The sequence below is a fragment of the Peribacillus sp. BM1 genome (genome assembly GCF_056679975.1).
Map to the genome: position 1 here is coordinate 278406 of NZ_CM155259.1, position 25884 is coordinate 304289.

Annotated in this window: 24 protein-coding genes and 1 riboswitch; of the genes, 8 read left to right on the forward strand and 16 right to left on the reverse strand. The window is 38.4% G+C overall.

Translation table 11 applies throughout. The features are described 5' to 3' along the window. Positions 1 to 137 precede the first annotated feature (137 nt). Together mnmM and AC1MGI_RS01345 are read left to right on the forward strand one after the other, a co-directional pair. Positions 138 to 713, forward strand: coding sequence for a tRNA 5-(aminomethyl)-2-thiouridylate-methyltransferase MnmM (gene mnmM / locus AC1MGI_RS01340; RefSeq protein WP_480347972.1), 576 nt, complete (start codon positions 138 to 140; stop codon positions 711 to 713). A 154-nt stretch (positions 714 to 867) separates the two neighbouring features. Further along, positions 868 to 1227 (forward strand): DUF2500 domain-containing protein, encoded by a 360-nt coding sequence (locus AC1MGI_RS01345; protein ID WP_480347974.1) that lies wholly within the window; start codon positions 868 to 870, stop codon positions 1225 to 1227. A gap of 75 nt (positions 1228 to 1302) precedes the next feature. On the opposite strand, the gene AC1MGI_RS01350 is transcribed toward AC1MGI_RS01345, so the two are convergent. Both AC1MGI_RS01350 and AC1MGI_RS01355 read right to left on the reverse strand, forming a co-directional pair. Beyond that, a complete protein-coding gene (locus tag AC1MGI_RS01350) occupies positions 1303 to 1803 on the reverse strand; it encodes a cupin domain-containing protein (protein WP_480347975.1) in 501 nt (166 codons plus the stop codon). Between the two features lie 155 nt (positions 1804 to 1958). Next, positions 1959 to 2762: an alpha/beta hydrolase gene (locus tag AC1MGI_RS01355; RefSeq protein ID WP_480347977.1), complete on the reverse strand. Its 804-nt coding sequence runs from the start codon at positions 2760 to 2762 to the stop codon at positions 1959 to 1961. Positions 2763 to 3000: 238 nt separating this feature from the next. Between AC1MGI_RS01355 and AC1MGI_RS01360 the strand changes: the two genes are divergently transcribed. Then, a complete protein-coding gene (locus AC1MGI_RS01360) occupies positions 3001 to 3522 on the forward strand; it encodes a gamma carbonic anhydrase (protein ID WP_480349670.1) in 522 nt (173 codons plus the stop codon). A 223-nt stretch (positions 3523 to 3745) separates the two neighbouring features. Here AC1MGI_RS01360 and metK read toward each other — a convergent pair whose 3' ends face one another. Continuing rightward, positions 3746 to 4942: a methionine adenosyltransferase gene (gene metK, locus AC1MGI_RS01365; protein WP_062175776.1), complete on the reverse strand. Its 1197-nt coding sequence runs from the start codon at positions 4940 to 4942 to the stop codon at positions 3746 to 3748. Between the two features lie 220 nt (positions 4943 to 5162). Beyond that, a riboswitch (SAM riboswitch) is annotated at positions 5163 to 5326 on the reverse strand. 228 nt (positions 5327 to 5554) lie between these two features. Here metK and pckA point away from each other — a divergent pair. Both pckA and AC1MGI_RS01375 read left to right on the forward strand, forming a co-directional pair. Further along, on the forward strand, positions 5555 to 7141 hold the full coding sequence (gene pckA, locus AC1MGI_RS01370; protein ID WP_480347979.1) for a phosphoenolpyruvate carboxykinase (ATP): 1587 nt from the start codon (positions 5555 to 5557) through the stop codon (positions 7139 to 7141). A gap of 388 nt (positions 7142 to 7529) precedes the next feature. Further along, positions 7530 to 7865, forward strand: coding sequence for an SPW repeat protein (locus AC1MGI_RS01375; RefSeq protein ID WP_480347981.1), 336 nt, complete (start codon positions 7530 to 7532; stop codon positions 7863 to 7865). Positions 7866 to 8031: 166 nt separating this feature from the next. Here AC1MGI_RS01375 and AC1MGI_RS01380 read toward each other — a convergent pair whose 3' ends face one another. Next, complete coding sequence (locus tag AC1MGI_RS01380) at positions 8032 to 8454, reverse strand: MarR family winged helix-turn-helix transcriptional regulator (RefSeq protein WP_480347983.1); 423 nt, start codon at positions 8452 to 8454, stop codon at positions 8032 to 8034. 243 nt (positions 8455 to 8697) lie between these two features. Between AC1MGI_RS01380 and AC1MGI_RS01385 the strand changes: the two genes are divergently transcribed. After that, entirely contained in the window at positions 8698 to 9153 is a 456-nt protein-coding gene (locus AC1MGI_RS01385) for a CBS domain-containing protein (protein WP_480347985.1), read from the forward strand. Between the two features lie 108 nt (positions 9154 to 9261). Then, the gene (locus tag AC1MGI_RS01390) at positions 9262 to 10506 is read left to right on the forward strand and encodes an MFS transporter (protein ID WP_480347987.1); all 1245 of its coding nucleotides are present in this window, start codon (positions 9262 to 9264) and stop codon (positions 10504 to 10506) included. Positions 10507 to 11043: 537 nt separating this feature from the next. Here the strand turns inward: AC1MGI_RS01390 and AC1MGI_RS01395 are convergent. From AC1MGI_RS01395 to AC1MGI_RS01445, 11 genes are all read right to left on the reverse strand, one after another. Continuing rightward, positions 11044 to 11415: a VOC family protein gene (locus tag AC1MGI_RS01395; protein WP_480347989.1), complete on the reverse strand. Its 372-nt coding sequence runs from the start codon at positions 11413 to 11415 to the stop codon at positions 11044 to 11046. 94 nt (positions 11416 to 11509) lie between these two features. Beyond that, positions 11510 to 13687, reverse strand: a complete 2178-nt coding sequence (locus tag AC1MGI_RS01400) for an extracellular solute-binding protein (RefSeq protein ID WP_480347991.1) — start codon at positions 13685 to 13687, stop codon at positions 11510 to 11512. A gap of 56 nt (positions 13688 to 13743) precedes the next feature. Then, positions 13744 to 14523 carry an inositol monophosphatase family protein gene (locus AC1MGI_RS01405; protein WP_480347993.1) on the reverse strand — a complete coding sequence of 260 codons (780 nt, stop codon included), beginning with the start codon at positions 14521 to 14523 and terminating at the stop codon, positions 13744 to 13746. Positions 14524 to 14550: 27 nt separating this feature from the next. After that, a complete protein-coding gene (locus AC1MGI_RS01410; RefSeq protein WP_480347994.1) occupies positions 14551 to 15417 on the reverse strand; it encodes a glycerophosphodiester phosphodiesterase family protein in 867 nt (288 codons plus the stop codon). A gap of 59 nt (positions 15418 to 15476) precedes the next feature. Further along, on the reverse strand, positions 15477 to 17183 hold the full coding sequence (locus tag AC1MGI_RS01415) for an ABC transporter permease (protein WP_480349671.1): 1707 nt from the start codon (positions 17181 to 17183) through the stop codon (positions 15477 to 15479). 11 nt (positions 17184 to 17194) lie between these two features. Beyond that, on the reverse strand, positions 17195 to 18208 hold the full coding sequence (locus AC1MGI_RS01420) for an ABC transporter ATP-binding protein (RefSeq protein WP_480347995.1): 1014 nt from the start codon (positions 18206 to 18208) through the stop codon (positions 17195 to 17197). Positions 18209 to 18285: 77 nt separating this feature from the next. Beyond that, positions 18286 to 19341 carry an extracellular solute-binding protein gene (locus AC1MGI_RS01425; RefSeq protein ID WP_480347996.1) on the reverse strand — a complete coding sequence of 352 codons (1056 nt, stop codon included), beginning with the start codon at positions 19339 to 19341 and terminating at the stop codon, positions 18286 to 18288. A 943-nt stretch (positions 19342 to 20284) separates the two neighbouring features. Further along, complete coding sequence (locus tag AC1MGI_RS01430; RefSeq protein WP_480347997.1) at positions 20285 to 21253, reverse strand: sugar phosphate isomerase/epimerase family protein; 969 nt, start codon at positions 21251 to 21253, stop codon at positions 20285 to 20287. A gap of 5 nt (positions 21254 to 21258) precedes the next feature. Next, on the reverse strand, positions 21259 to 22293 hold the full coding sequence (locus AC1MGI_RS01435) for a Gfo/Idh/MocA family protein (protein ID WP_480347998.1): 1035 nt from the start codon (positions 22291 to 22293) through the stop codon (positions 21259 to 21261). A gap of 45 nt (positions 22294 to 22338) precedes the next feature. Then, the gene (locus AC1MGI_RS01440; protein ID WP_480347999.1) at positions 22339 to 23409 is read right to left on the reverse strand and encodes a Gfo/Idh/MocA family protein; all 1071 of its coding nucleotides are present in this window, start codon (positions 23407 to 23409) and stop codon (positions 22339 to 22341) included. A gap of 15 nt (positions 23410 to 23424) precedes the next feature. Beyond that, complete coding sequence (locus AC1MGI_RS01445) at positions 23425 to 24195, reverse strand: sugar phosphate isomerase/epimerase family protein (protein WP_480348000.1); 771 nt, start codon at positions 24193 to 24195, stop codon at positions 23425 to 23427. A 393-nt stretch (positions 24196 to 24588) separates the two neighbouring features. Between AC1MGI_RS01445 and AC1MGI_RS01450 the strand changes: the two genes are divergently transcribed. Beyond that, on the forward strand, positions 24589 to 25551 hold the full coding sequence (locus AC1MGI_RS01450) for a LacI family DNA-binding transcriptional regulator (protein WP_480348001.1): 963 nt from the start codon (positions 24589 to 24591) through the stop codon (positions 25549 to 25551). A gap of 91 nt (positions 25552 to 25642) precedes the next feature. Here AC1MGI_RS01450 and AC1MGI_RS01455 read toward each other — a convergent pair whose 3' ends face one another. Beyond that, positions 25643 to 25804 carry a hypothetical protein gene (locus AC1MGI_RS01455; protein WP_172796805.1) on the reverse strand — a complete coding sequence of 54 codons (162 nt, stop codon included), beginning with the start codon at positions 25802 to 25804 and terminating at the stop codon, positions 25643 to 25645. Positions 25805 to 25884: the final 80 nt, after the last annotated feature.

The following is a 25884-nucleotide window of genomic DNA, read 5'->3' on the forward strand; positions in this document are numbered from 1 at the left end:
TCATATTTGGCGCATAAAACCGGAAGTTGACACATATTTTCGAAGTTTGACGCATAAATCCTAAATTTGACGCAGATTTGGTGTATAGCTCAGAAATGCCTAAATAAATTTTACTATGACAACGGAAGTGAAAAACGGTGAAACTTATGAAGATTCTTCCCTTCGCTCGGTTTCTGCTTCAGACGGCACTTGAACCAGGAGATATTGCAATCGATGGGACTTGTGGCAACGGACATGATACAGCACATCTTGCGAATATCGTTGGTAAAACTGGACATGTGTACGGATTCGATATTCAAAAGGAAGCGATTGTGAATACGACGGAGAAATTACGAGAAGAAGATCTACTGCAACAGTGTACGCTTATCCAAACAGGGCATGAGCATGTAAAAGCATATGTGTCAGAGCAACAGTATGGACAAATTAAAGCTGCTATCTTTAATTTGGGGTATCTTCCAGGTGGCGACAAATCAATTGTCACCGCTGCCGAGTCGACCATTGCTGCGATTGAACAACTACTTGAAATCATGGCACCTAAAGGAGTCATCGTCCTAGTTATCTATCACAGACACATAGGCGGAGCGATTGAACGAGACGCCGTACTAGATTATGCCACGTCGCTCCCCCAGGACAAAGCTCATGTTCTACAATACGGATTCATCAATCAGGTGAATCAGCCGCCGTTTATTGTTGCGATTGAAAAAATAAAGTAAAATCTTAAAGGATGAGAGTCCCCCTAAAGTGCCAGACCCCACACTCTAATATTGTGTAAGGTCTGGCACTTTATTTATGGGAGATTTCCATATTTCCGAAACTCCCATCGCCCGCCATCGTATATAAAAAGTAATACAAAAAGGAGAGATCAACATGTATGAAGCACCAGGTGACATTGTGTTTCGAGTCGGACCAATTTTATTTATAGTTGCTTTTGTTATTATTTTCGGAATTATAGTTTTTGCAGTGATTAAGGGGGTTTCGACTTGGAGTAGCAATAACGATGCCCCTAAATTAACGGTCCGAGCTAAGGTTGTTGCAAAAAGAACAAGCATACATGGTGGAGGAGAAACGCGCGCATATAATCATTACTACATCACATTTGAAGTTGAGAGCGGGGATCGAATTGAATTCCATGTGAAGAACCTTGAATATGGTCAGCTGATAGAGAGCGACATTGGTGATTTGCAATTTCAAGGCACAAGGTATCTTGGGTTTACACGAATCAGGTAAAACTAGATGGATGGGACCAGTACAAACGGGATAAAAAACGAGGTTGGCACGATTAAAACCAACCTCGTTCACATCTTATTCTGGTAACTCTTCATAAGCCAGTTTCTTTATGATTTGTTCATGGCTAGGGTAGTCTTCTAGTAACTCACGCTGCGTAAATAACTCGAAATCTTGATAATCAAACCCAGGGGAGACCATGCAACTTACTAGTGAATAATCTGCAGTCTCAGCTACGTCTGACCCAAATATAGCTCCCTTTGGAACAACGGCTTGCAAAACTTCCCCCTGTCCCACATTAAGACCAAGTCTCACTATTTCGTACTCTCCATTCGGATGGATGATATGTATATTCAAGGGATCCCCAGTATGAAAATACCATACTTCATCAGATTTCAAGCGATGAAAATGAGATGGGTTTCCACTACGGAGTAAGAAATAAATGCTTGTATAATACGGTCTTTTTTTAGTAGTTTCCGTGACTATTTCTCCCTCTGACCGGAGCATTTCTTTAAAATATCCTCCTTCTTTATGGGGGGTCATCGCTAAGTTTCCGATCCAATATTCGGCGTTTTCCATAGTTACTCAAACTCCTAATTCTTTGTATTCTTCCAAAACAAACAAGACAAGGAGGTTATCCCAAACAGTCTGACCTCACATTCGAAACATCGTTTAATCGGTCATGTCTTCATGAGATAAACGATGTTTAGGAAACCCCTTTCTTTTCCCATAGATTAAAGGACATACCCGAGCGTCTTTAATCTCGTTTCCACAAAACCTAGCGCATATTGAAATACATCATCGCGCTCCGGTTCATTAAATATTTCATGATATAAATGCGGCCATTCTTTGTATTGTTTTTCACTGCAAAGATTATAATTAAACCATTCACGAACTGGGCGTTTATCGACGACTCGGTCATCGCCACCCTGCATGAGCAAAAGCGGAATATCCTGAAATTCAGGAATATCTTCAAAGGCTTCTTTCATGTTTTTCGTAAGTTCGCGGTACCATCTGACCGAAACTTTCGTCACGTATAGCGAATCGTTTAAGTCTGACTCCCTTACTTCCTCATTTCTAGTGGCAAGCTCAGGTGATAAGCCAGATTCCACTCGGAAGGTCGGATACGTAACATTCAACCCTAACGAAATTGCAGTCATTAGCTTGGATGGGTGTTTCACTAAACCTAAACAAGGGGACGAGAGAATGACCCCGGCCAAATCCACTTCTTCCTGCTGAAGTAATCGGATCGCAATTAATCCGCCCATACTATGTCCGAGTAAAAAAACGGGCAGTGAATATTGATACGCTTCCTCAATCCAGCTTTTTACTTCTATTAAATATTGATCAAAAGATTCAATATGTCCTCTAAATGCACGGGTTGTCATACCCTGTCCTGGAAGATCTCCCATAATCACATGGTAACCGGCGGACCGCCACATTTGCGATAGCCATTTATAACGCCCGTGATGCTCCATGGCACCATGAACGATGACGATGACTCCTTTTGGGGTAACGTCTGCCTCCCATTTCCACATATGAAAATCTCCTCCTACTATATCTCTAGTTGCTAAATCTTCATTTACACTTTGCTATTCTTTATTTTATCCCGGATCAACAGACTATCATACCCTCATCTTAAATTAAATGTACAAACAATTATCAAGTCTTCTGGCATGATGTGTGAACCTTATTATAACGAAATATCGCAGATTATTGTATAGTAAAAATAATACCTAAAAAACATCTAAACGGAAAGGATATGGTTCAAAGATGATTCTTTACGCTTATAAAGGAAAAAAACCGGAAATATCAGCCAGTGCCTACCTCGCCGATAACGCTGTTGTAACGGGCGATGTAAAAATTGGCGAAGAGTCAACCATCTGGTTCAATTCTGTGATTCGTGGGGACGTAGCTCCAACAATCATTGGAAACAAAGTAAATATTCAAGACAACAGTGTTCTTCATCAAAGCCCGAACAACCCGCTCATCATTGAAGATGAAGTCACAGTCGGTCATCAGGTCACCCTACATAGCTGCAAAATCCGCAAAGGAGCACTTATCGGAATGGGGTCAATCATTCTTGATGAAGCAGAAATTGGCGAAGGAGCTTTCATTGGTGCTGGTAGTCTCGTGCCGCAAGGGAAAGTGATTCCACCAAATACACTCGCTTTCGGACGTCCCGCCAAAGTCGTGCGTGAGCTGAACGATGCAGACCGGAAAGACATGGAACGCATCGTCCGCGAATACGCTGAAAAAGGACAGTACTACAAGAATGAGAAACAGATTGAAGAATAAAAAATCTTATTTCAACGACTCTAAGCACTGGAGTCGTTTTTATTTTATATTTATGTCCAAGCAAAGTTGCCTCTCTAGAATTAGTCTATGATCCAACAGCTCTCGAGGTTCTCCTTCCCATTTACTCACCACTTCTCCTAATTTACCCACCAATCTCAGGAATTGTGTTTCAGATTCCCCATACAAAAAAAGAAACCCACAATGTGGATTCCTCTTTTTACTATTATTGAGCTTGTTCTTTCAATGTTGCTGCTTTGTCTGTACGTTCCCAAGGAAGATCAACGTCTGTACGGCCGAAATGTCCGTATGCTGCTGTTTGCTTGTAAATTGGGCGGCGCAGGTCAAGCATTTTGATAATACCAGCAGGACGAAGGTCGAAGTTAGCACGAACTAAGTCTACTAATACATCTTCAGATACTGTTCCTGTTCCGAATGTATCGATCGCAATTGACACTGGTTTCGCTACACCGATTGCATAAGCCAATTGAACTTCCGCTTTATCAGCAAGACCAGCTGCTACGATGTTTTTCGCAACATAACGAGCCGCATAGGCTGCAGAGCGGTCCACCTTCGTTGCATCCTTACCTGAGAATGCGCCACCGCCGTGACGAGCGTACCCGCCGTATGTGTCAACGATAATCTTACGTCCTGTAAGACCCGCATCTCCTTGAGGTCCACCAATAACGAAGCGGCCTGTTGGATTAATGAAGTACTTTGTTTCAGCATCGATCAATTCAGCTGGAACAACTGCTTTAATCACGTGTTCTTTCAGGTCAGCTTGAATTTGCTCTAGCGTAGTGTCTTCGTCATGCTGTGTAGAGATAACAATTGTATCAACACGAGCCGGTTGATTGTTCTCATCGTATTCGATCGTTACTTGCGTTTTTCCATCTGGGCGCAAGTAAGCTAATGTGCCGTCTTTACGAACAGCAGTCAAACGGTGGGAAAGTTTGTGAGCCAATGAAATCGGAAGTGGCATAAGCTCTTCTGTTTCATTACAAGCAAATCCAAACATTAAACCTTGGTCCCCTGCACCGATTGCTTCGATTTCAGCATCGCTCATTGTACCTTCACGTGATTCAAGTGCTTGATCAACACCTAAAGCGATATCTGCTGATTGCTCATCAATTGAACTTAAAACAGCGCATGTCTCAGCATCAAAGCCGAATTTCGCACGGGTATAACCAATCCCAGCAATAGTATCGCGAACAATACGCGGAATGTCTACATATGCGGAAGTTGTGATTTCACCAGCTACTAGTACAAGACCAGTAGTTACCGAAGTTTCACACGCAACACGCGCGTTTGCATCCTTTTCCAGGATAGCATCTAAAATTGAATCTGAAATCTGATCACAAATCTTATCCGGATGGCCTTCTGTAACAGACTCAGAAGTAAAAAGACGACGTTTTGTTGACATCTTAATTCCTCCTAATTATTGAAATTATGTGTTAGGTACGCAAACGGAGGCTTTTACCCCATCCATCTCATTCACCTTTTTTGTTTTGACGGAGCTCGTTCCCTTATCGGTTTCTATAATAGATGCAGATCTTCTCAGCGTTGTTCATCAGTGTTCCCGAAAAACATAAAAACCTTCCCCGTCATTGAGGAAAGGTTTATTGACTGAATCTATCCTTTCACTCTTATCGTTCAAGGGTTTTTTACCTTGCTCAGGTTAGCACCAACGCCAAAATTATTAAAAGACAATTACTTTTATCTGCAATCAATCTTTCGCAAACTTTCTACACTTCGGCAGGTTGCTGGGTTTCTTAGGGCCTGTCCCTCCACCAACTCGGGATAAGAGAATCCGTACAATTTAAAATAATAACGTACTACAAGGAATAGTGTCAAGATTTTTTTCCTTAAGAATAGTTTCATTTATAGGTTGATTGATTCTATGTATATCGTCTATCTCTTGAATAAAATACCTATTCCAGAAAAAAATGTGTTAAATGCTATAATTAGTATAGACTAATAAAGTCAATGTGTTATACTATTTCTATAAATAAGGGTGAAGGAAGGTATCTCATATATGAATACTGTGGGCATTTCAAATGAGTTACATCAATTATTAGCTGGATCAAATGTAAACGTACAGCTTTCTGTTCCTCAATTAGTTGAGAAAGTTCTTAAACGAAATGAAGGAGTTCTTACATCAACGGGCGCAGTTCGTGCAGAAACAGGCAAATACACAGGACGCTCTCCTAAAGATAAATATATAGTGGAAGAATTAGCGTTCAAAGACAAAATCGACTGGGGTCCGGTGAATCAACCTATTTCTGAAGATACTTTTGCAAGCCTTTACAATAAAGTAATAAACTATTTAAAACAAAAAGAAGAGATTTTTGTATTCAAAGGATTTGCTGGTGCAGATGTACAGCACCGACTTCCAATTCAGGTTATCAACGAGTATGCTTGGCACAACTTGTTTGCCCATCAATTGTTTGTGCGTCCGAATGATGAAGATTTACTCGGTCATCAAGCAGAATTTACGGTTATTTCCGCTCCTAACTTCAAAGCGGACCCTGCAGTAGATGGAACGCAATCAGAAACGTTCATCATCATTTCATTTGAACGACGTACCGTATTAATCGGTGGAACTGAATATGCTGGAGAAATGAAGAAATCGATTTTCTCCGTCATGAATTACTTGCTCCCCGAAGCAGGAATTCTTCCGATGCACTGTTCAGCAAACGTTGGCAGAGAGGGTGATGTTGCTTTGTTCTTCGGTTTGTCCGGGACAGGTAAGACCACTTTATCCGCTGACCCAAGCCGGAAATTAATTGGTGACGACGAGCATGGCTGGTCTTCTAGCGGCGTTTTCAACATCGAAGGCGGTTGTTATGCCAAAACCATCAATCTTTCACGCGAAAAAGAACCGCAAATTTTCGACGCCATTCGCTTTGGTGCTGTTTTGGAAAATGTAGTTGTGAATCCAGACACACGTGTAGCTGATTATGATGATGCTACATTAACGGAAAATACACGTGCCGCTTACCAGCTACAAGGAATCGGTAATATCGTTAATCCGAGTGTAGCTGGTCACCCGAATACTATCATTTTCTTAACGGCAGATGCCTCTGGCGTGTTGCCTCCAATCTCGAAGCTTTCGAAAGAACAAGCCATGTACCATTTCTTAAGTGGCTACACAAGTAAATTGGCTGGAACAGAACGGGGTGTTACAACACCAGAAGCAACATTCTCAACATGCTTCGGATCGCCATTCCTACCATTACCAGCGACACGGTATGCAGAAATGCTCGGCAAAAAAATCGATGAGAACAACTCTAGAGTCTTCCTAGTAAACACAGGATGGACAGGCGGGGAATATGGAACAGGAAGCCGAATGAAGCTTGCTTACACGCGCGCGATGATTCAAGCTGCCCTTGAAGGCGAATTGAATCAGATCGAAACCGTTCACGACGATATCTTCGGTCTTGAAATCCCCCTTCATGTATCAGGGGTTCCAGACGAAGTCCTTCAACCGATTAAAACTTGGTCAAACCAAGCAGCCTACACAGAAAAAGCAACCGAACTTGCCGAGAAATTCAAAGTCAATTTCAAAAAATTCGCCAACGTTTCTGATACGATCAAGAATCTTGGCGGGCCGACTATTTGACTTTGATATAAAATTGAAAGACTAAACACGCTTGGATTTATAAATCCAAGCGTGTTTAGTCTTTCAATTCCACCACCATAATTTCAACAAGGATATAACAAAATCCCATTCCGATTAGTTGAATGCATACAACAAGCAAGCTCTTAATTTTGTTCTAGGTTAGTTAGTAGGTTTAAGTAACTTCCAAATAATTAGAAGAAGCAAAAGAAGAACGATCATCATTCCTAGGTCTACCCCTACAAACAAAATATCGAGATAAACTGCCCTCTTTTTCCGTTTATTAATAATTGAATATATAATCTCATTTTAGTTAATTTTTCTTATTTCTAAACATATAATTCAACAAGGAAATCTTTAGAGATTTCCTAAACTTTAAGGAGGGGTAATTATGAAAACAAGGAGTACCTTAAATGCATTAATCGGTGTCTGGTTTATTATCGCACCTTGGGTTTTTGATTTTTCAGATCAAACAGGAGCTTTGTGGTTAAGTGTAATTTTTGGAATCATTCAGATTATCGCAGCATGGTGGGGACATGACAAACCTGGTTGGAATTCGTGGCAAAACTGGGTTTCAGTAATTACCGGTGTCTGGTTTGTCATTTTCCCATACATCTATTCATTAGCAAATGGAGCGGTTTTGTTAAGCGTGATTCTTGGTTTATTCACGATTCTATTTAGCTTATGGAACTTGGGATCCAATTCAAACTCCAAAGCTGTAGACTAAATAGTATCCAATAACCATCAACACTTTCATATCTTTTCTATAAGCAGAAAAAACACGCTTGGGTTACATTTTAAGCGTGTTTTTATTTTTCTTTATGCATTCAAAAATATCATTATATTAACCAAGTAAATCCAATAATTATTCCAAAGAAAATCTAATCCGAGCATTATTTATCCATTAGCGTTTGATTAAACTTTTTTAACAGTTGCCCAAAGTTTTGACCTTCCTCGTCAGACCAATCGTTTAGCAATTCTTCCAACTTGTCCAATCGTGCTTGTTTGTATTGGATCAATTCCTTTAATCCCAAATCCGTAATCTGATAGAAGTATGATCTACCATCATTGGGATCAGGAGCCTTGCACACATACCCTTTTTGCTCCATAGATGCAGTTTGTCTGCTTACTGTGGAAATATCCAAATGCAATTTATTCGCCAAGATTTTCACTCCAGAGGATCCTTCTGAAGATAATTGATGCAACAGAAGATAGGCAGATTTGTCTAAATTCCTTAAATCAGATGTCATCGATTTGACAAGACGAGCCAGAACCGCCATTTCAAGCTCAATGGTTTCCAGTGCATGAATATTCATTTCTTTACCACCTTATTATTATCCTTCTATATAAACCATGATACCCTACGGTAAACATCTGTAAAAGAAGGATTGACTTCCCGAAATTTAATTGTAAGATACAAGTATATAATTGTACAATACAATCATATATTTATATCAACTTTTTATTAAAGTGACTAATACAAGCTCTGGAAGGAGTCATTAAGTTGAGGCTTTAAAGATGCGCTCCGCTTTCCATGACTGATATTTAGGAGGACTCATATGAAAGCGTATGAAATTATGAATCGTCATGTTTACAAGGTTTTCGAAAGCGATACCATTCGTTCCGTTATCAAACAATTTATTGAGCACCACATAAGCGGTCTTCCAGTCATCAATGACAAAAATGAAATCATCGCGTATATAAGTGATGGTGATATTATGAGACATATCGGCAAGCATAAGGATATCTTTGTAGACTCCTTCTATTATGTGAACGTGTTAAAAGGGGATGACGATGAATTTGAGGAAAGAGCAAAGAAAATACTTGATTTAAACGTATTAAATATCGCAAAGAAAAAGGTGATCACAGTTGACTATCATGAAGATGTTGAAGATATTGCAGCTCTTTTAGGAAAAAAACGGATAAAAAAATTACCAGTCGTCCGTAACAGGGTATTGGTTGGAATCATTAGCCGCGGCGATGTCATCCGTCACTCTTTTCATACAATCCTTTAAGCTTTTCACTATTGCAACATCCACTCGATCATTGTTCAAGTGTTAAATGAGTGAAACAAATGCTAGAAACGATGATCTATTTTACATGTAGAATAGGAGCAGACATATATGACATCAACTACTAAAAAAGTAACTGCTGCTAACAGGAAAAATCGTTCCTCTAGTCAAGATAAAGCAAGTCTTCTTAAACAACCGAAGGCAGTGTGGGCAGTTTTTTTCGCTTGTATTATTGCTTTCATGGGATTAGGTCTTGTTGACCCAATCTTACCTGCAATTGCTAGTAAATTAAATGCCACACAAAGTCAGGTAACCTTACTTTTCACCAGCTATAATGCAGTTATGGCGGTGGCGATGCTTATTACCGGTACGATATCGTCAAGACTTGGCATCAAATGGACGTTGCTTGTTGGAATTATTATTATTGCTCTATTTTCAGCACTCGGAGGGCTCTCCAACGATATCTGGACACTTGTTGGACTTAGAGGTGGGTGGGGGCTAGGTAATGCTTTGTTTGTCGCTACGTCCCTAGCCGCTATCGTATCTCTTTCAATTAGTGGTACCGCAAAAGCAATCATTTTGTATGAAGCAGCAATCGGACTTGGCATTTCAGTTGGACCACTGCTTGGTGGCTGGTTGGGAGCCATGTCATGGAGAGGCCCGTTCCTAGGGGTTGCCGCATTGATGATAATTGCTTTTATTGGTCTTTTTACATTCATGCCAAAGTCCAATAGCCACGATGATATAAAATCGAAAACATCCTTAATGGATCCGTTCCGTGCCTTAAAGCACCGTTCTCTCTTAGTATTCGGTATAACAGCCGCCCTGTATAACTTTGGTTTTTTCACATTGTTGGCTTATGCACCATTCGTAATGGGGTTGGATGCGCATGGATTAGGCTTTGTCTTCCTCGGTTGGGGCATCATGCTTGCTATCACATCTGTTTTCATGGCCCCAAAACTTCAACAGTGGTTCGGGACAATTAAATCTATGTGTCTCATGTTGACTTTATTTGCTTTACTACTGGGAGTAATAGGAATCTGGACGACAACGCAGTGGGTGGTTATAGTTGCAGTTATTATCGCAGGTGCATTACTAGGAAATAACAATACGTTAATTACGACAGCTGTCATGAATGCCGCTCCAGTCGAACGATCTACGGCATCCGCCGCATACAGCTTTCTTCGATTCATAGGAGCAGCTGTAGCACCGTTTATGGCAGGTAAACTAGCAGAAATATACAACCCACATGTTCCATTCGTCGTCGGGGGAATGTTTGTACTTATTTCAGTCCTATTTATTTGGATCAATTACAAACATGTAAGGCATGTGGATGATGCTAAATCTATTCATTGATTTGACCGCCAAGAATAAAGTGAAACTTCAATCAGTGGGGGTTTTCTTCATCCCCACTGATTGTTAGTCCCGTTCTACTGTCGCTAAGATCCTCGCTTTCGCTTCGATCAATCGACAGTACGAACCCGATTGGTTCAACTAAACCTCTGCTCACGCATCGGTAAGTTTCACTGTATCTCACCAATCGGGCTTTTACGGGCAGTTGTCCCCCACCTACGCTTCTTCGATTCCTCTAAGCCTTAAGGTAGGGGGCTTACTGCCCGTTAATGTGGGATAAAAAGGTCAGTTATACTTCGTATATTTTACGGGTAAATGACATAATAAACGATGTATAGTGTATAAGGTTAAATCCTTTTGTACCAACCTCTATGCTGGTATCATTACCTATAAATTTCGCACTACTCTTCTTTCATAATATGTATTCCGTCCGCTCTATTAGAGGTTGTTCAAAAAGTCCGATAAAAAGATTGGCAATTTCTTTGTCGGTCTTTTTACCCTCCTTTTTGAACACCTACTATTAAGAGGGCCCTACCATTGTTAGATACATTTTTCTAAAATTTCCACGCGATTCCCCCAAGGGTCCTCAATATAAATTCTGTTCACTCCTGGATAATCTGTATCGACTATAAAAGGAATATTATTTTCAGCCAGATGGATTTTTAAAGCTTCTATATTTTTTACTTCAAATGCTGGATGTGCTTTTTTGGCAGGAGAGAATGGTTCTTCAATGCCAATATGAAGGTGATAGTTGCCAAATCCAAACCACACTCCACCTCGTATTTTCATTGGTTCAGGTTGTTCGATTTCTTCAAAACCTAACATTCCCACAAAAAACTTTCTTGCTACTTCCTCCGAACCTGGTGGTGCTGCTAATTGAACATGATGAATGCCTGTAAAGCTAAAAGACATCGCTTTCTCCTCCTTCCGCTTTTAGTTACACTCCAATTATATTAAAATCAACTGGGCACTATCACGCATAAGAACCGGCCCCTTACTTCCCATCTTATACCTGAACGGTCAATATTTCTTGTTTTTCCTTCAATTCTTTATTTATGTTTTCTACACATTTTTCAAACTGCGGTTGTTCTTCTGTTAATAGTTTTAGTATATGCTTTCCAATGATTTCTTCTGTATGCTTTAAATCGATGCACTGGCCATTTTCAAAAACAGTCTCTCGCTTTCCATTCATGATTGTTTTTTTTGCCTTTGCTAGCCATGGATACATCGTTCTGACAACAGAACTATTCGAGAGAAAATAGCTTGCCGTATTGCCACCTAGTAAATTGATTTGTTCTGAAATTTCTGAACTGTTGAGCCAAGTAAGAAATTCAATGGATGCTTCCACCTTTTTCGTTGATCTCGTTATCCCTAAAATTCCACCGCCAAGCAGAGGCGTGTTCCCTGGAACATCGGCAATTCCAATTGAATCTTTAATATTACTTTGTGAGACAACAGATAAATGGTTCATAAACCCAATCACCATTGCCGATTTCCCATCAATAAAGGCTTGTACTTCCTCTCCCCACCAATTTGCATCAGTGACCAGAGAATTCCTATAATTATCGTAAAGTAACTTCATGGCATAGATCGCTACTTCTGGATCTAATCGAATATCTGAGGCAGTGAGAATATCACCTTTTAAGGAATAATACCTGAGCAAATATTCAGCTACAATGGTCTCAATGTTTCCTGAAATCATCGACGCACCAGTTAATTTTTTTACTTGATCAAAGTCACTCTCATTGAAAAACATGATTATTTCGTTATACTTTTCAAATGTCATTGGAATTTTAAGTTCTGATTTAGTTTTTTCAAAATATTTTCGCTTTACGATGTCATTATCAAAAACATCTGCCCTATAAAATAACATCTGAATACTAATATCAAATGGAATAGCATATGCAGTATCATTTATATTGACGTAAGCATTTTTGAGAAAGTATGGCAACGCTTCAATAAATTCATCTAATTCTACTTCTAATCCTTGCAGTGGGCGGTAAATTTTCTGACCATACCAGGAATAACCAGCAATATCCAGCCTAATAATATCATAGTTTTTCCACTTTTCGTCGTCTTCAATGATTTGGAAAACCTCATTATAGGATTTTATATCAAGATGTACGATGCAGTTTGTAGTCTTTTCAAAATGCGGAATGACTTTTTTTAGCGCATGCGTTGCTGGTGAATCAATGGTGAGAATCGTAATCTCTGAATGAAAACTTTTATATCGGTCTGGCTCCATTATAAATCCATAATTCGGATAAATATTAGAATGACTTTTATCCTTTAAATGAATCGTTTGAATGATATTCTTCACGACTCGTTCACCCAAATATCCGAAGTCCTGAAAATAGTACATCACTTCTTTGCTGTACATGTTTTTTAATGGTCCGAGCGTTATAATTTTTGGTAAGTTTTGATTTGAACCATAATAAAATGCTTTAACCAATAATTGTGCTTTCGAGACATTTGTTGCAATGATACAGTCGAAGGAAGATTCTAAGACAAGCTTAAACGCATTTTCGTATTCATGGGATAAAGTAGATTGATATACAGTAACATCCTGATTATCTAAATGTTCTAACAACGAAGTTGTTAAATCATGTTCATTTGAAAAGTTTTCTTCCCCAGTAAACAAGGCAATTTTCCCGGTGATATGTTGATCGATAAATGTTGCAATATCAATCCCGACCTGATTAAAATCAAACGTGATTAATTCCTGTGCGTTGGCTATATTTCTATTAATAAAAATGATGTCACTTTTACTAATCGGAATATGATCATAATACTCGTTAGCATCATCTAATGCAGAGACAGTGATAATGCCAGCTGGACGCTCTTTAATAATTTCTTTAATAATTTGTTTTTCCTTTATTGGATTGTCATAAGTACAGTACAGCCTAATCTGATAATCTCTGGAGCTTGCCTCTTTCAAAGCATTTTCGTAAAAAATAGAGTATTCCTCTAATCCAAGACTAGGTAAAATCATAATGATGGTTTGGCTTTTACCGGAACGAAGCAGCTTTGCATTATTATTAAGATTGTATCCTAATTTTTCAGCCGCTTTTAACACAAGCTCCATTTTTTTTGAACTGACATTTCCTTTACCGTTTAAAACATTGGATACCGTACCATGCGATACCCCTGCTTCTTTTGCTATATCCAATATGGTCGCCATCATTTCCACCACCTTTTAAATTCTAGCAATCTTTTATATCTATCTCACGTTTTCAAGTTTTAAAATCTTTTAACAATAGCTAAAAGATCCTCGTATGCTGCCTTATTGGAAATGACCCAATCCCCACCTTTTAAATAATTCACATCACTTCCATCAAATTTGGAGACGCGAAGCCCTAATTCTTTTGCAAAAATCAGCTGAGCTGCTTTATCCCAAGGACCTGCTTTCGAGGATGCAAATGCTGCAAACTTGCCAGTTATTACATGAATACTGTCAATGCCGCCACAGCCAAAATAGCGGATATCAAAAGCTTCCTTAGCCAGTCTTTCCAAACATGATTTGCCGCACCAGTTTTGTACATCAACAGAGACAAGCCCTTCATGTAAAGAAATAGCTGATGGGGCAGGCAGTTTCTTATCGTTTAGAAAAACTCCTTCATTTTCTATAGCGTAATAAACATCATTATTCATCACATCATACATATAGCCTAATTTTCCAATATCATTTTCGTAATAAGAAATAAGGATACAAAAATGATCCTGTTGTTTTACGAAATTTGCCGTCCCGTCAATTGGATCGATTATCCATAAATACTCCGGATTCTTATCTGTGAATTGTTCAGCAGATTCCTCACCTAATATTTGATGAGTCGTATGGTATTCCGTGATTTTCTGAGTAAAGAAATCTTGAACGTTTTTATCAATATTTGTGACTAAATCCTTACGATTCAATTTTGTCTCAATCATTAAATGTTCGGCAAACGAATCACGTATCATATTTGCCGCTTCCTCAAGCCACATTAAAACACGGACATGGATATCTTGGATAGATTTATTCATACTCATCCTCTTTCAGTTTTTTTAAAATCAGTCATTCTTCTTACTAATTTCTTTTCTATAATTATCTAATAGACTTGGCCAATCGGTTTGAATGATATCACACCCTTTTTCAACAAGTTCCCCCCAACCGTAAGCAGGTCCTTTAATGATTGATTGGTCATCATCATACTTTGCATACAATACGTCCTTATGATTCAGTACAATGGCATTTAGCCAAATAAATAATTTCCTCTCTTTAATATCACGGATGATATTATCTTGAAAAAATACACTATCCTTATCTTTTGCAATTAACTCCATACCTGTCAAATTAATATTCTGATAGCTTAGAACTTCATCTATTTCATCTAATTTTTTAATAATTGGCATGTAAGGATACTTTACAGGGTGCTGCTCCAAAATAGATAGGCAACTTTGATTGACTGGGGACTTTAAAATAATTTGATCTGCCATGTCAAACTGATCTAGTAAAGGAAGCAATGCATTCCAATCATCCCAAGAACGGTCTAAATTGAGGATTATGCCAGTGCCTTTTAAGGCGGTTAGGGCATTATCCATTTTTTCCACTTTATAATTGACAACATGTCCGATATTATTACGATAGTTTAAAGACTCAATGAATGCAGAATCCATTTCCCTGATATTTTTTTCCTGCCCCAGAAGTCTACGCTCATTTCCATCATGGAATAAATAAAATTTTCCATCACTTGAGCGAACCACATCAATTTCTAAAATATCTGCGCCGGATTGCATCGCTGCATAAAAAGCAGGGAGTGTATTTTCAATGATATTCCCCATGCTGCTTCCACGATGGACAGCAATTAAAAAGGGCTCCGATCCTAATTTCTCATTTAATAATTTTGTCGTATCATTGTCGTTTTTGTTCCCAATCATGATGTACCTCCATTTTTTAGTTTCCACAATTGCAATTTCATTTCATCGAACTTATCTTGTTATTTGCCTGCCTTTGTTCCTCGGCCATAAACAAGGTAAAGAACAATACTTGAAATAGCCATTAATAGTACCGTGTAGACAAAGGTTAATGCTCTTGTATCCTGTAACGCTTCTGGTGATGTACTGTTTTGTATGGTAATTCCTAATGTCTGATAAAATGGATGACTTAAAAACATCGATAAATTATATTCATCCAACGTTGAATTGAATGTTAAGGCAACTAACGCCAAAGCAGAAGGTAAAATAATTGGCAATAACACCTTAAAGAAGGTCCTTATATTGCTTGCTCCTAAATTCTTTGCCGCTTCTTCCAATGAAGTGTCAATGGAATAAAAGGACGCTTTTAACATTCTTAATACAAAAGGAATTTGAACAATAATATAACCGATTAATAATATGCCTACTGTTCCAGTTAATACTTTGTTAAACATTACCGAATTTGGAATGCTATACGTAATAATCAGACCCATCGCAATTAACACGGAAGGTAACATCCAAGGAATATGAAGAATATATTCGAGAATCGCCGTCCATCTATTGTTATACTTCTGAATTAACCGTGCAATATATAGGATCAACCCTACAACAATAATGGCAGTGAGTGCTGAATAAATGATACTCACAAGGAACGGTTGATAAGCACTCGCATTAGTAAAAACAGTAATATAGTTTTCTAATGTAAAACTGTCCCATGTTAATTTACCTGTGGCAATCGCCTTGGAATCAGTAAACGAAAATAAAAAGATCAGAACAACTGGCAGTGTATAGAGCACAAATAATACATATGCCATCATGTGAATTATGACATTGGCAAATTTATTGTTGATCTTTTGTTTCACCAAACTTGTTTTTACTTTTGAAACGGACATGTAGTTCCCTTTGGATTCTACTTTTGTCATGACTGCAAGCAGAATCATCGAAGCTAACCCTAGAAAAATAGCTAATAAGGCGGCTAAATCTCTGGAACTGACGATACCGGAAAATGTTAATATCATCGGTGTAATCGTTTGGAATTCTCCTCCGACCACTTTTGGTGCTGCAAATGCCCCTAATCCTCCGATAAACTGCAAAATAGTCAAGGCAAAAATGGTTGGTTTTAAAACGGGAAGAATCACCTTTCTTATAATTTGAAAATCAGTTGCCCCCATATTTCTTGCAGCTTCAATCGTTTGATAGTCTACCTTTTGCAATGCATTTAATAAGAAGATGACATAGTTTGATGTACTAGAGAATGTCATAACAAACAAGACGGCCCAAAATCCCTTAAACCAATTTGGGTTCATATCCGGAAAAATGGATAGAAAAAGATTGGTCACGATTCCTACATCACCATAAATAAATTGATAGCCTGCTACTAATACAATTCCTCCATATATTAAGGTTGAATAATAGCCAAGCCGCAGAAACTTCATTCCCTTGATTTCAAAATAACCCATGATAAATACTAGAAACAGACCAACCATATTCACCGTAATAACCAAGGTAATTGCTAAAATAAAACTGTTCCATAAACTTTTCATTGCACGTTCGGAGCTGATCAACTTTTCAAATGGCTCAAACGTAAAACCGCCATCCTGGAAAAACGTCGTGATTAATAGATTAATATTCGGGTAAATCAGTAAGGCGATACAAGCCCAAGATAATACAACTCCGATAGCAAGGATATACAGTTTGTTTTTTAATTTATACTTATTTTGTATTTGCATCATGTCACCTTCTAATAAGTTAAAATATCAGATGTTTGAAATGCGATTTTTTTTCTGCATCCAACTTCATAATCGTTTAAATTATCTTCCATCTCCATATTTGCGATTCGTTGATTGCCTAACTCATAAGTAACCTTAGAAGAAATTCCGTGATACTCATTTTCAACAATTTCTCCTTCTACTATCACATCATATTGTTCGGTATCGACATTTTTAGTTGTCACTTTTCCTGGTCTGATATAAGCTTTTTTCGCCGGATCGATAGCTACATTACATTCATTTTTTATTCGCTGTAAAAATGATGGCTGTAAGAAGTTGTTATCGCCAATAAAATTACAGACAAATTCTGTTTTCGATTGATCAAATATTTCCTTTGGTGTTCCAACCTGTTCAATGTTGCCTTTGTTAAATACTGCGATTCGGTCAGACATTGTTAATGCTTCTTCCTGATCATGTGTAACATAAATGGTCGTAATTCCAAATTGCGACTGTAATTTTTTTAATTCTCTTCTAAGTTGTTTTCTTAGCTTGGCGTCCAAGTTCGATAATGGTTCGTCAAGCACAAGAATTTTTGGTTTTAATACGAGTGCCCTTGCAATGGCAACCCGTTGCTGCTGGCCACCTGATAAGTCAGATACTTTTTTAAAAAGCTGTTCTTCATTTAAATCTACTTTTCTAGCAATCTCCCTAACTTGTTTATCTACTTCATCTTTTTTGTACTTTTTTACTTGAAGTCCAAATGCTATATTTTCATATACATTCATAGTTGGAAACAGTGCATAGCTCTGAAATACCATACCTATTTCACGGCGTTCTATAGGGATATCGTTTATTCTTTCTCCATTAACCAGGATGTCGCCATTTGTTGGTTTAATAAATCCAACTAAGCTCCTAAGCGTCGTTGTTTTCCCACATCCTGAAGGCCCCAGAAGTGTAAAAAACTCTCCTTCCTTAATTTCAAGATTTAGATTGTGAATGGCTGTGAAATCATCAAATTTGATTTGAATATTTTTGAATTCAATCATCTTATTTCCTCCGCTAGTATTAGAAATATGAAACCTTGGTTTTTGATTAAAAACCAAGGTCTATTAACCTGATATACTTATTGAATTTCTAAAGTGATTTTTTCAATCCAAGCGTCAATATTTTCAGTAATGAATTTCCAATCCATATCTTGCTTCTTCACGGATTCATGTAATGCTTTTACCTCTGGATTAGCTGATTTAGCTGCCTCTAAATTCGTTGGCATAGAGTTAAATTCTTTTGCCCATTCTGCTTGTACTTCAGCACTTCCAAACCAGTTAATAAATTCTTCTGCAACCTCTCTTTTCTCCGTTCCTTTCACAATCGCAACTTGTTCTGTAACGTATGGTACACCGATTTCTGGTGATACAATACCTGCTTTCACACCATATTCTTCTTCTCTTTGTTGAATTCCGCTTGAGAACATTTGACCGAATGGAGTGGTTCCATTTGCTAATTTTGCATAGAAAGGAGTACCTTCTGTTGCAGGAGTCCCATTTTCAAAGTATTTCTTAATTTCTTCCCAGCCTTCCTCTGAAATACCAAGTTCACCATTTGAGTCCTGGTGACGTACTAAAATACCTGCAATGACGGTTCTAGTTGTGTCCCCACCTAAATCAGTTGGTACTTCATATAAATCGTGAAATGCTTTGTTTTCCCATAATTCTGGCCAGTCAGATGCAGCTGTTTCTTCCGTGTATAAGTCAGAATTATAGATTAATAGAATGGCTTGTTTCACTAATGAATGATAGTAACCTTCAGGATCGCTTGTCCCCTCTTCTACTTCATTTGCCCAAACAGGGGTGAATGCTTCAAGAACATCTTCATTTTTTAATGCGATATAGTTCATTTCATTTAATCCGTAAACAACATCTGCAATTGGATTTGCTTTTTCTGCAATTAATTTATTTCGAATGTCTCCTCCACCTGCTTCAACGATTTCAATTTCAAATCCTTGTTCAGCAGCTTTTTCCTTCAACCAATCTCCACGACCATCCGATCCAGAATTTGTATAGACTACTAGAGATTTATTTTTTCCTTTCGCAGCTCCCTCGGAGGATTCTTGATTCCCTCCACAAGCTGTTAAAATCATGCTAAAAACAAGTGCAACGATTAATAACCACGTTTTCTTCATGAAAAATGATCACTCCTTTTATTTTTTTGAACGTGTCAATTTCGCCTTGCATGGTTATTATATAAGCAGGTTTTTTTTTAAACAATAGAATTTACAGATTCTTATAAATATTTATACAGGCTTTACAAATAGAAAAAAATGTTGAAAATTAGGGTGAAAAATATAGGTATATTCACTAATTGGAACGTGTCAAATTAAGGTTTTTCTGTTTTGTAAAGATTGTAAAGGTCTTTATTTTACTACCTCTATCCCCCAACGACATTCTCCAGAATTCGACTCTGAAAAAAGCCATTATATCAAGGTGTGAAGCACTTTTTTTATAATGTCACCATGATTTTAACTTCTCACTAAAAGAATCTATCTAAGCCCAATTTTTTTGCCTTCTTTTCATAGACTATTCTAGATTTCTATATAAAAAACCATTTAAAGACACCTGTGTTAATTGACATACATAGTAGTATTTGAGTATATACGTAAGCGACAAATAGTCCCCACCTGTTTAAAGGTCGGGACTTGAAGGATTATTTAGATAACTAATTAAAAGCAAAACGAGAAACTGGTAAAGTTGTTGACCAAGATAGTAATTGATCTAAGACATTTTCATTTGTCATATCCAAATTGGAAGCTGTTCAAACACCATTTGGATTAATCGATCCGTTAAATAGAATCTTCGTTCCTCTTCTCCTTTTTTACCACATTAAGAGATCTTTATTGAAAGGATCGTTTTTATTTTACATTATTAGGAGTACTCCCTGGGCTATTAACTAGCTGTTCTTTTATCCTGCAAGCATACAAATTCATTAAAACAAAATTTTAATCAATCTTTACAAATTATCAAACATTGTTTCAAAGACACACTAAAACAAACAATAAGAACAGCTAAATCTATTTATTTTCTTCGCCAAAAAAGAGGCAATATGCCTCTTCTCATTTGCATATATTTTCACGCCCACCACATATCGCCTGAAGAATCACGAATCAAAACGTCATTTAAGTTTTTTACTGCACGCGAGAAGCCTTCTTCAATGGACATGATCGCATCTTCATGTTCAATGCTAACAACGTAATCATAGTTATATGTACGAAGTGCACTCATCATATCTGACCATTCTTGCATGCTGTGGCCACAGCCGACACTTCGAAACGTCCATGCTCGTGATTGTACGTTTCCGTATGGCTGCATATCTGTCAATCCGTACATATTGACATTGTCTTGATCGATGTACGTATCTTTTGCATGAAAATGGTGAATGGCACCAGCTTTACCAAGGATTTTTATCGCAGCAACTGGATCAATTCCTTGCCACCACATATGACTAGGGTCTAAGTTCGCACCGATTGCATCACATGTTGCTTCACGTAGTTTTAGCATCGTGTATGGCGTGTGAACAAGGAAGCCACCGTGCAATTCAAGACCAATTTTCACATGATGTTGTGTAGCCAGTTCACCGATTTCTTTCCAATATGGAATCAATTTGTTTTCCCATTGCCATGTTAACACATCCCCATATTCCGCAGGCCAAGGAACGACGGGCCAGTTCGGCTGTTTTGCTTCATCGCTGTCACCAGCAGTTCCAGAAAAGGCGTTAACGACTGGAACCTGAAGAAGAGACGCTAGTTTAATCGTTTTACGTAAAACAGTATCCGACTCTTTTGCAAAGGCTTTGTCTGGTGTGAGTGGATTGCCATGACAGCTAAATGCACTGATCGTTAAACCACGTGATGTGACAGCTTCTAAATAGTCATTTCGTTTCTGCTCATTTTCTAAAAGCTCATCAAGTGGGCAATGGGCATTTCCTGGATAGCAGCCTGTACCAATTTCAACTGCATCAAGCCCTGAAGCTTTCACGTAATCAAGCATTTCCTCAAATGATTTATTTGCAAATAATACGGTAAATACGCCTAATTTCATTTCAATTACACTTCCTGTTCCAATGAAATAATTTTTTTTGTTTCCTGTGACTCAAGTGCCGCTAGAATAATCTTTAGTGATTTCAAACCTTCTTCACCAGTGATGAGTGATTCTTTATTTTCCAAAATGCACTCAACAAAATGGTCGATGACATGCGAATTTATCTGACCATCCTCTTCATTCGTTTGAATTTTATCAAGCTTATGATGGATCACTTTGCCATCCCGATATTCTTCAATTAACGAATAGTCTGGATCAGCTTCTAAACGTAAGGTTCCATTTTCTCCGTAGATAACTGTAGAATTGTCATCGCCCGACACATATGCCCAGCTTGCTGTAAGCGTACCGATAATCCCACTTTCTGTTCGTAAAATACAGACGGCATTGTCATCCACTTCTGTATTCTTCTTCGCATTCGTTTCAATAAGTGCGCCTACTTCTGTAAACTCTCCAAGTAAATATCGCATTAAATCTGATTTGTGGACGCCAAGGTCACCCATTGCCCCGATAAAAGCCTGTTCTTTATTAAAGAACCAGCTATCTGCACCATCCACACTCCATGCCTCTGGACCTGGATGACCAAATGTTGTTTTAAAACTGTAAATCTTCCCGAGCTTGCCGCTGTCAATAATTTGTTTGGCCGTTTGATGGGATGCTACAAAACGTTGGTTATGTGCGATCATCAGCGTTTTTTCATTTATATTCGCAGCATTAATCATCGCAACTGCTTCGTCCTTTGACGTTGCCATCGGCTTTTCACAAAGCACGTGTTTTCCCGCATTCAACGCATCAATGGAAACAGGTGCATGTAAATAGTTAGGTAGACAGACGCTGATTGCATCGATTTCTTCCAACTTCAATACCTCTTTATAGTCGATAAATGCTTTAGCGCTGTATTGCGTGGCCATTTTTTCACAACGATCTGCGACAATGTCACAAACCGCGACGATTTCTACCTTTTTATTAGCATAATACTCTGGTAAATGACGAAATTTCGCTATACTTCCACAGCCGATAACACCTACTTTTAATGTACTCATCAACAAGTCCTCCCTAGTGCTTCTTGTTATTCTAAAAACAGCTGCTTACGATAACAAAGGCGGCTGTTCACATGTACTTTCCAGCAAATAATGGCGCCCGTCTTCAGATGAGCGGTGAATTCCATGCATAATTTCAAGCACATGTAAGGCCATCGTGCCATTTGCACGTGGTTGTTTCCCTACCTCAATTGATTTAGCCATATCAGCAAGTCCGATGCCACGTAAATTATCATATGCGTCTCCACCAGGCTTCATTTCCTGCCACTCTTCTTCGCCATGTCTTTTCACTAGAAGTGGCTGATTAAAATGATTCGGATCAGGCAGGCTGATTGTACCGCCTTCTCCATAAATTTCAATGAACGGTGTCCGTGCCGCTGTTACATCAAAGCTTGTTGTAATCGTCGCGGTCGCTCCGTTTACGAAATCGAGAATGCCAGACACATATGTTGGGACCTGAACCGTTATTTTTTCTCCATTTTTCTTCGGGCTTGTAATCGTTCGTTCTGGAAACGTAATACGCGTAGATCCAGTGATTCTGTTGACCGGCCCTAATAAGCTAACTAGTGCGGTTATGTAATATGGACCCATGTCGAACATCGGACCACCTCCGACATGATAAAAAATTTCAGGATTCGGGTGCCACGATTCTGGCCCACGTGACATCATAAAGGCCGATGCGCCTATCGGTTTTCCAATCACACCTTCTTCGATTAACTTACCGGCCAATTGAATACTTCCGCCTAGAAAAGTATCTGGTGCAGATCCTATAGTGACTTGTTTGAGACGGGCTTCATTCATGATTTTCTTTCCATCATCAAATGTAATCGCGAGCGGCTTCTCTGTATACACATGCTTTTCATTTTCGATTGCTTTTAGCGCTACCGCTGCATGAGCGTGTGGAACCGTCAAATTTAATACGATATCAATATCCGGTGAAGCCATCATTTCATCCACACTACCCATATGTTGGATGCCATATTTTACAGCAGCTGCTTTTGCTTTTTCAATATCCAAATCCGTACATGCCACAATAGTAAATTCAGGAAAACGACGGCTGTTTTCTAAGTAAATACTACTAATATTCCCACAACCAATGATGCCTACGTTTAACGCCATACTTTCGTCCCCTTTTTATTTATTCAGAAGATAAGGAAGTTTCTTTTTCAGATACCTAATACTGATTTCCATGCTTTCAAATGGTGTGGTTCGGCTTAGATCCTGTTCGATCACCCACCACTGAACACCAACTTCTTCTCCTATAGTGAGCACCGCTTCAATATCAACCCCGCCAGTTCCCAGCTCTGCAAAAAATTGTTCTCCATCTGTCGTCATATCTTTCAAATGAACGAGTGGAGTTCGATTTTTATAGCGGTTAAGCCACTCTACCGGCTTTTCCCCAGCCTTTGTCAGCCAGTATATGTCGGGTTCTGCTTTCACATGGTCTGCGTTTGTATCATCAAAAATCGCCTCCAGTGCCATTCTTCCATCCGACATACGTTCTAGTTCAAAATCATGATTATGATAGCAAAGGGTAATGCCTTCACGCAGACACGTTTCACCCGCCTCATCTAGCCATGGAATCAGCGTATTATAATCTTCTTCACTTCGTTGATCCGGCATTAAATACGGGCAAACTATATAGGTACTTCCTAATATCTTCTGATCTTCAATCACTTGTGCCAAGTTATGTTTCAACTCGACAAGCGGAACATGGCTAGATGCAGCTTTCAGCCCTAGATCATCCAATAACACACGGACTTCTGTCGCAGTCAATCCTCCTAGTCCAGCAAATTCAACGCCAGCAAAGCCTAGTTCTGCAACTTTTTTCAATGTACCAGCAAAATCTTTTTCACTTTCCTCACGCAATGAATACATTTGAACTGCTATTGGAATCACTGTCATCTTTATCCCCATTTCTACTATTTTATTAGGTGGGTAGACTTTCATGAAAAGAGTTTAGAGTTTAGATTTTATTTCTTCATTGAAAACGGATTCATTTTTTCGTAGTTTTCAGTTATACTACTTTTAGTGAAACGTTTCGATAAACGATAAAAAAAATATAAAAATACTTATATCTCATTACTAAAGCTATCGTTACGATTCTATGAGTTATTATAAATCTTCAGGTAACCGTTTTCAATGGTTTATTAGAAAATTGCCATTATTTATTTCAATACAGGAATAGTAGTCGTTCAATCCATCACGAATGCCTTTTTCCTATGAGATATACATTGAAACTTTTCAGCTAATCAAATACGATATAATACCGTTAAGAAAAAGATAGGGGACGTTATCGTGGTAAGTATTAAAGATATCGCGAAACAAGCCGGTGTCTCGATTTCAACCGTATCCTATGCATTAAATGGGAGCTCTAAAATAACAGAAGCTACTTCAGCACGAATTCGGGAAATTGCAAAGGAATTGAACTATGTTCCAAATGCCGCCGCGCGCTCATTAAAAAAACGCGAAACAAAAATCATCGGTGCTTTTTTAATGTCCGATTACAGTGGTAATTTTTTTGGACCGCTTCTGCAAGGTATCAATGCTACACTTAACAGCACTGATTATGAACTAATCGTCTGCAACGGGATGAAATCTCATCGTTTCCTACCAGAACAAGTGATAGATGGCGCCATTGTTCTTGATTGGAGTTTTTCAGATGAAGAATTAATTAAATATGCTGACATAGGGTGTAAACTAGTCGTCTTAGATCGAGAACTTGAACACCAAAACATTAATCAAGTGATTCTGGATAATACAACCGGATCCGCTTTAGCCGTTCACTATTTGCTTGAAAAAGGCCACCGAAAGCTTTATATCGTTACAGGTCCTGATATTTCTTATGATGCCCATAAACGTCTGCAAGCTGTTAGAACAGCGGTAAAACACTGTGATGATATTCACTATCAGGAAATTAAAGGGGGTTTTTCTAAACTTTCGGGCGCACGCGCAGCAGAACAAATCGTCAAAGAGTACAAGGAACCTGTTGCCGTTTTCTGTTTAAATGATGAAATGGCCATTGGTATGTATGATTATCTGTCAACAACAACGTATCAAGTTGGAAAACACATACATATTATTGGCTTTGATAATATCGAAATGTCCCAATACATCATGCCAAATTTAGCTACAATTGATTATTCCAAACATAAATGGGGAGCGCTTTGTGCTGGCAATCTAGTAAAACTTATTGCCAATGAGCCGGTTACAAACGAGACAATTGATGTGTCGTTAATTAAGCGAGGATCTGTTCAATAAGAATAAGTGTTTTCTCTTATAATATGTACGTTAATGATTCCAATTGCGATTTGGGATCATTATTTTTTTAAACTAAATAGTCTTATATCGTTTAATCTGGTTTCTTTTCTGAAAACAATAAAATCAATGTTGCAATTGGTCCAAGCAGCAAAGATAATAAAAACCAATTTAAACCAGTCCGGTTTTTACCTTGCGCTAATCCTGCATTAATAAGGGCAAGTGTTCCCCAACCAACAAAATATTGATTGTCCATTCTATTTCACCTCAGTAATCCTTGAATTCTCTTTTTCTACTCACCTTTAGATGGCTATTTGTCATTTCTTTGGGCTTATG

Bases quoted from the DNA above. Each gene is read 5' to 3' on its own strand.
- AC1MGI_RS01345 (WP_480347974.1), top strand. From the start codon at position 868: ATGTATGAAGCACCAGGTGACATTGTGTTTCGAGTCGGACCAATTTTA.
- AC1MGI_RS01350 (WP_480347975.1), bottom strand. From the start codon at position 1,803: ATGGAAAACGCCGAATATTGGATCGGAAACTTAGCGATGACCCCCCAT.
- AC1MGI_RS01355 (WP_480347977.1), bottom strand. From the start codon at position 2,762: ATGTGGAAATGGGAGGCAGACGTTACCCCAAAAGGAGTCATCGTCATC.
- metK (WP_062175776.1), bottom strand. From the start codon at position 4,942: ATGTCAACAAAACGTCGTCTTTTTACTTCTGAGTCTGTTACAGAAGGC.
- pckA (WP_480347979.1), top strand. From the start codon at position 5,555: ATGAATACTGTGGGCATTTCAAATGAGTTACATCAATTATTAGCTGGA.
- AC1MGI_RS01375 (WP_480347981.1), top strand. From the start codon at position 7,530: ATGAAAACAAGGAGTACCTTAAATGCATTAATCGGTGTCTGGTTTATT.
- AC1MGI_RS01380 (WP_480347983.1), bottom strand. From the start codon at position 8,454: ATGAATATTCATGCACTGGAAACCATTGAGCTTGAAATGGCGGTTCTG.
- AC1MGI_RS01385 (WP_480347985.1), top strand. From the start codon at position 8,698: ATGAAAGCGTATGAAATTATGAATCGTCATGTTTACAAGGTTTTCGAA.
- AC1MGI_RS01390 (WP_480347987.1), top strand. From the start codon at position 9,262: ATGACATCAACTACTAAAAAAGTAACTGCTGCTAACAGGAAAAATCGT.
- AC1MGI_RS01395 (WP_480347989.1), bottom strand. From the start codon at position 11,415: ATGTCTTTTAGCTTTACAGGCATTCATCATGTTCAATTAGCAGCACCA.
- AC1MGI_RS01400 (WP_480347991.1), bottom strand. From the start codon at position 13,687: ATGATGGCGACCATATTGGATATAGCAAAAGAAGCAGGGGTATCGCAT.
- AC1MGI_RS01405 (WP_480347993.1), bottom strand. From the start codon at position 14,523: ATGAATAAATCTATCCAAGATATCCATGTCCGTGTTTTAATGTGGCTT.
- AC1MGI_RS01410 (WP_480347994.1), bottom strand. From the start codon at position 15,417: ATGATTGGGAACAAAAACGACAATGATACGACAAAATTATTAAATGAG.
- AC1MGI_RS01415 (WP_480349671.1), bottom strand. From the start codon at position 17,183: ATGCAAATACAAAATAAGTATAAATTAAAAAACAAACTGTATATCCTT.
- AC1MGI_RS01420 (WP_480347995.1), bottom strand. From the start codon at position 18,208: ATGATTGAATTCAAAAATATTCAAATCAAATTTGATGATTTCACAGCC.
- AC1MGI_RS01425 (WP_480347996.1), bottom strand. From the start codon at position 19,341: ATGAAGAAAACGTGGTTATTAATCGTTGCACTTGTTTTTAGCATGATT.
- AC1MGI_RS01430 (WP_480347997.1), bottom strand. From the start codon at position 21,253: ATGAAATTAGGCGTATTTACCGTATTATTTGCAAATAAATCATTTGAG.
- AC1MGI_RS01435 (WP_480347998.1), bottom strand. From the start codon at position 22,293: ATGAGTACATTAAAAGTAGGTGTTATCGGCTGTGGAAGTATAGCGAAA.
- AC1MGI_RS01440 (WP_480347999.1), bottom strand. From the start codon at position 23,409: ATGGCGTTAAACGTAGGCATCATTGGTTGTGGGAATATTAGTAGTATT.
- AC1MGI_RS01445 (WP_480348000.1), bottom strand. From the start codon at position 24,195: ATGACAGTGATTCCAATAGCAGTTCAAATGTATTCATTGCGTGAGGAA.
- AC1MGI_RS01455 (WP_172796805.1), bottom strand. From the start codon at position 25,804: ATGGACAATCAATATTTTGTTGGTTGGGGAACACTTGCCCTTATTAAT.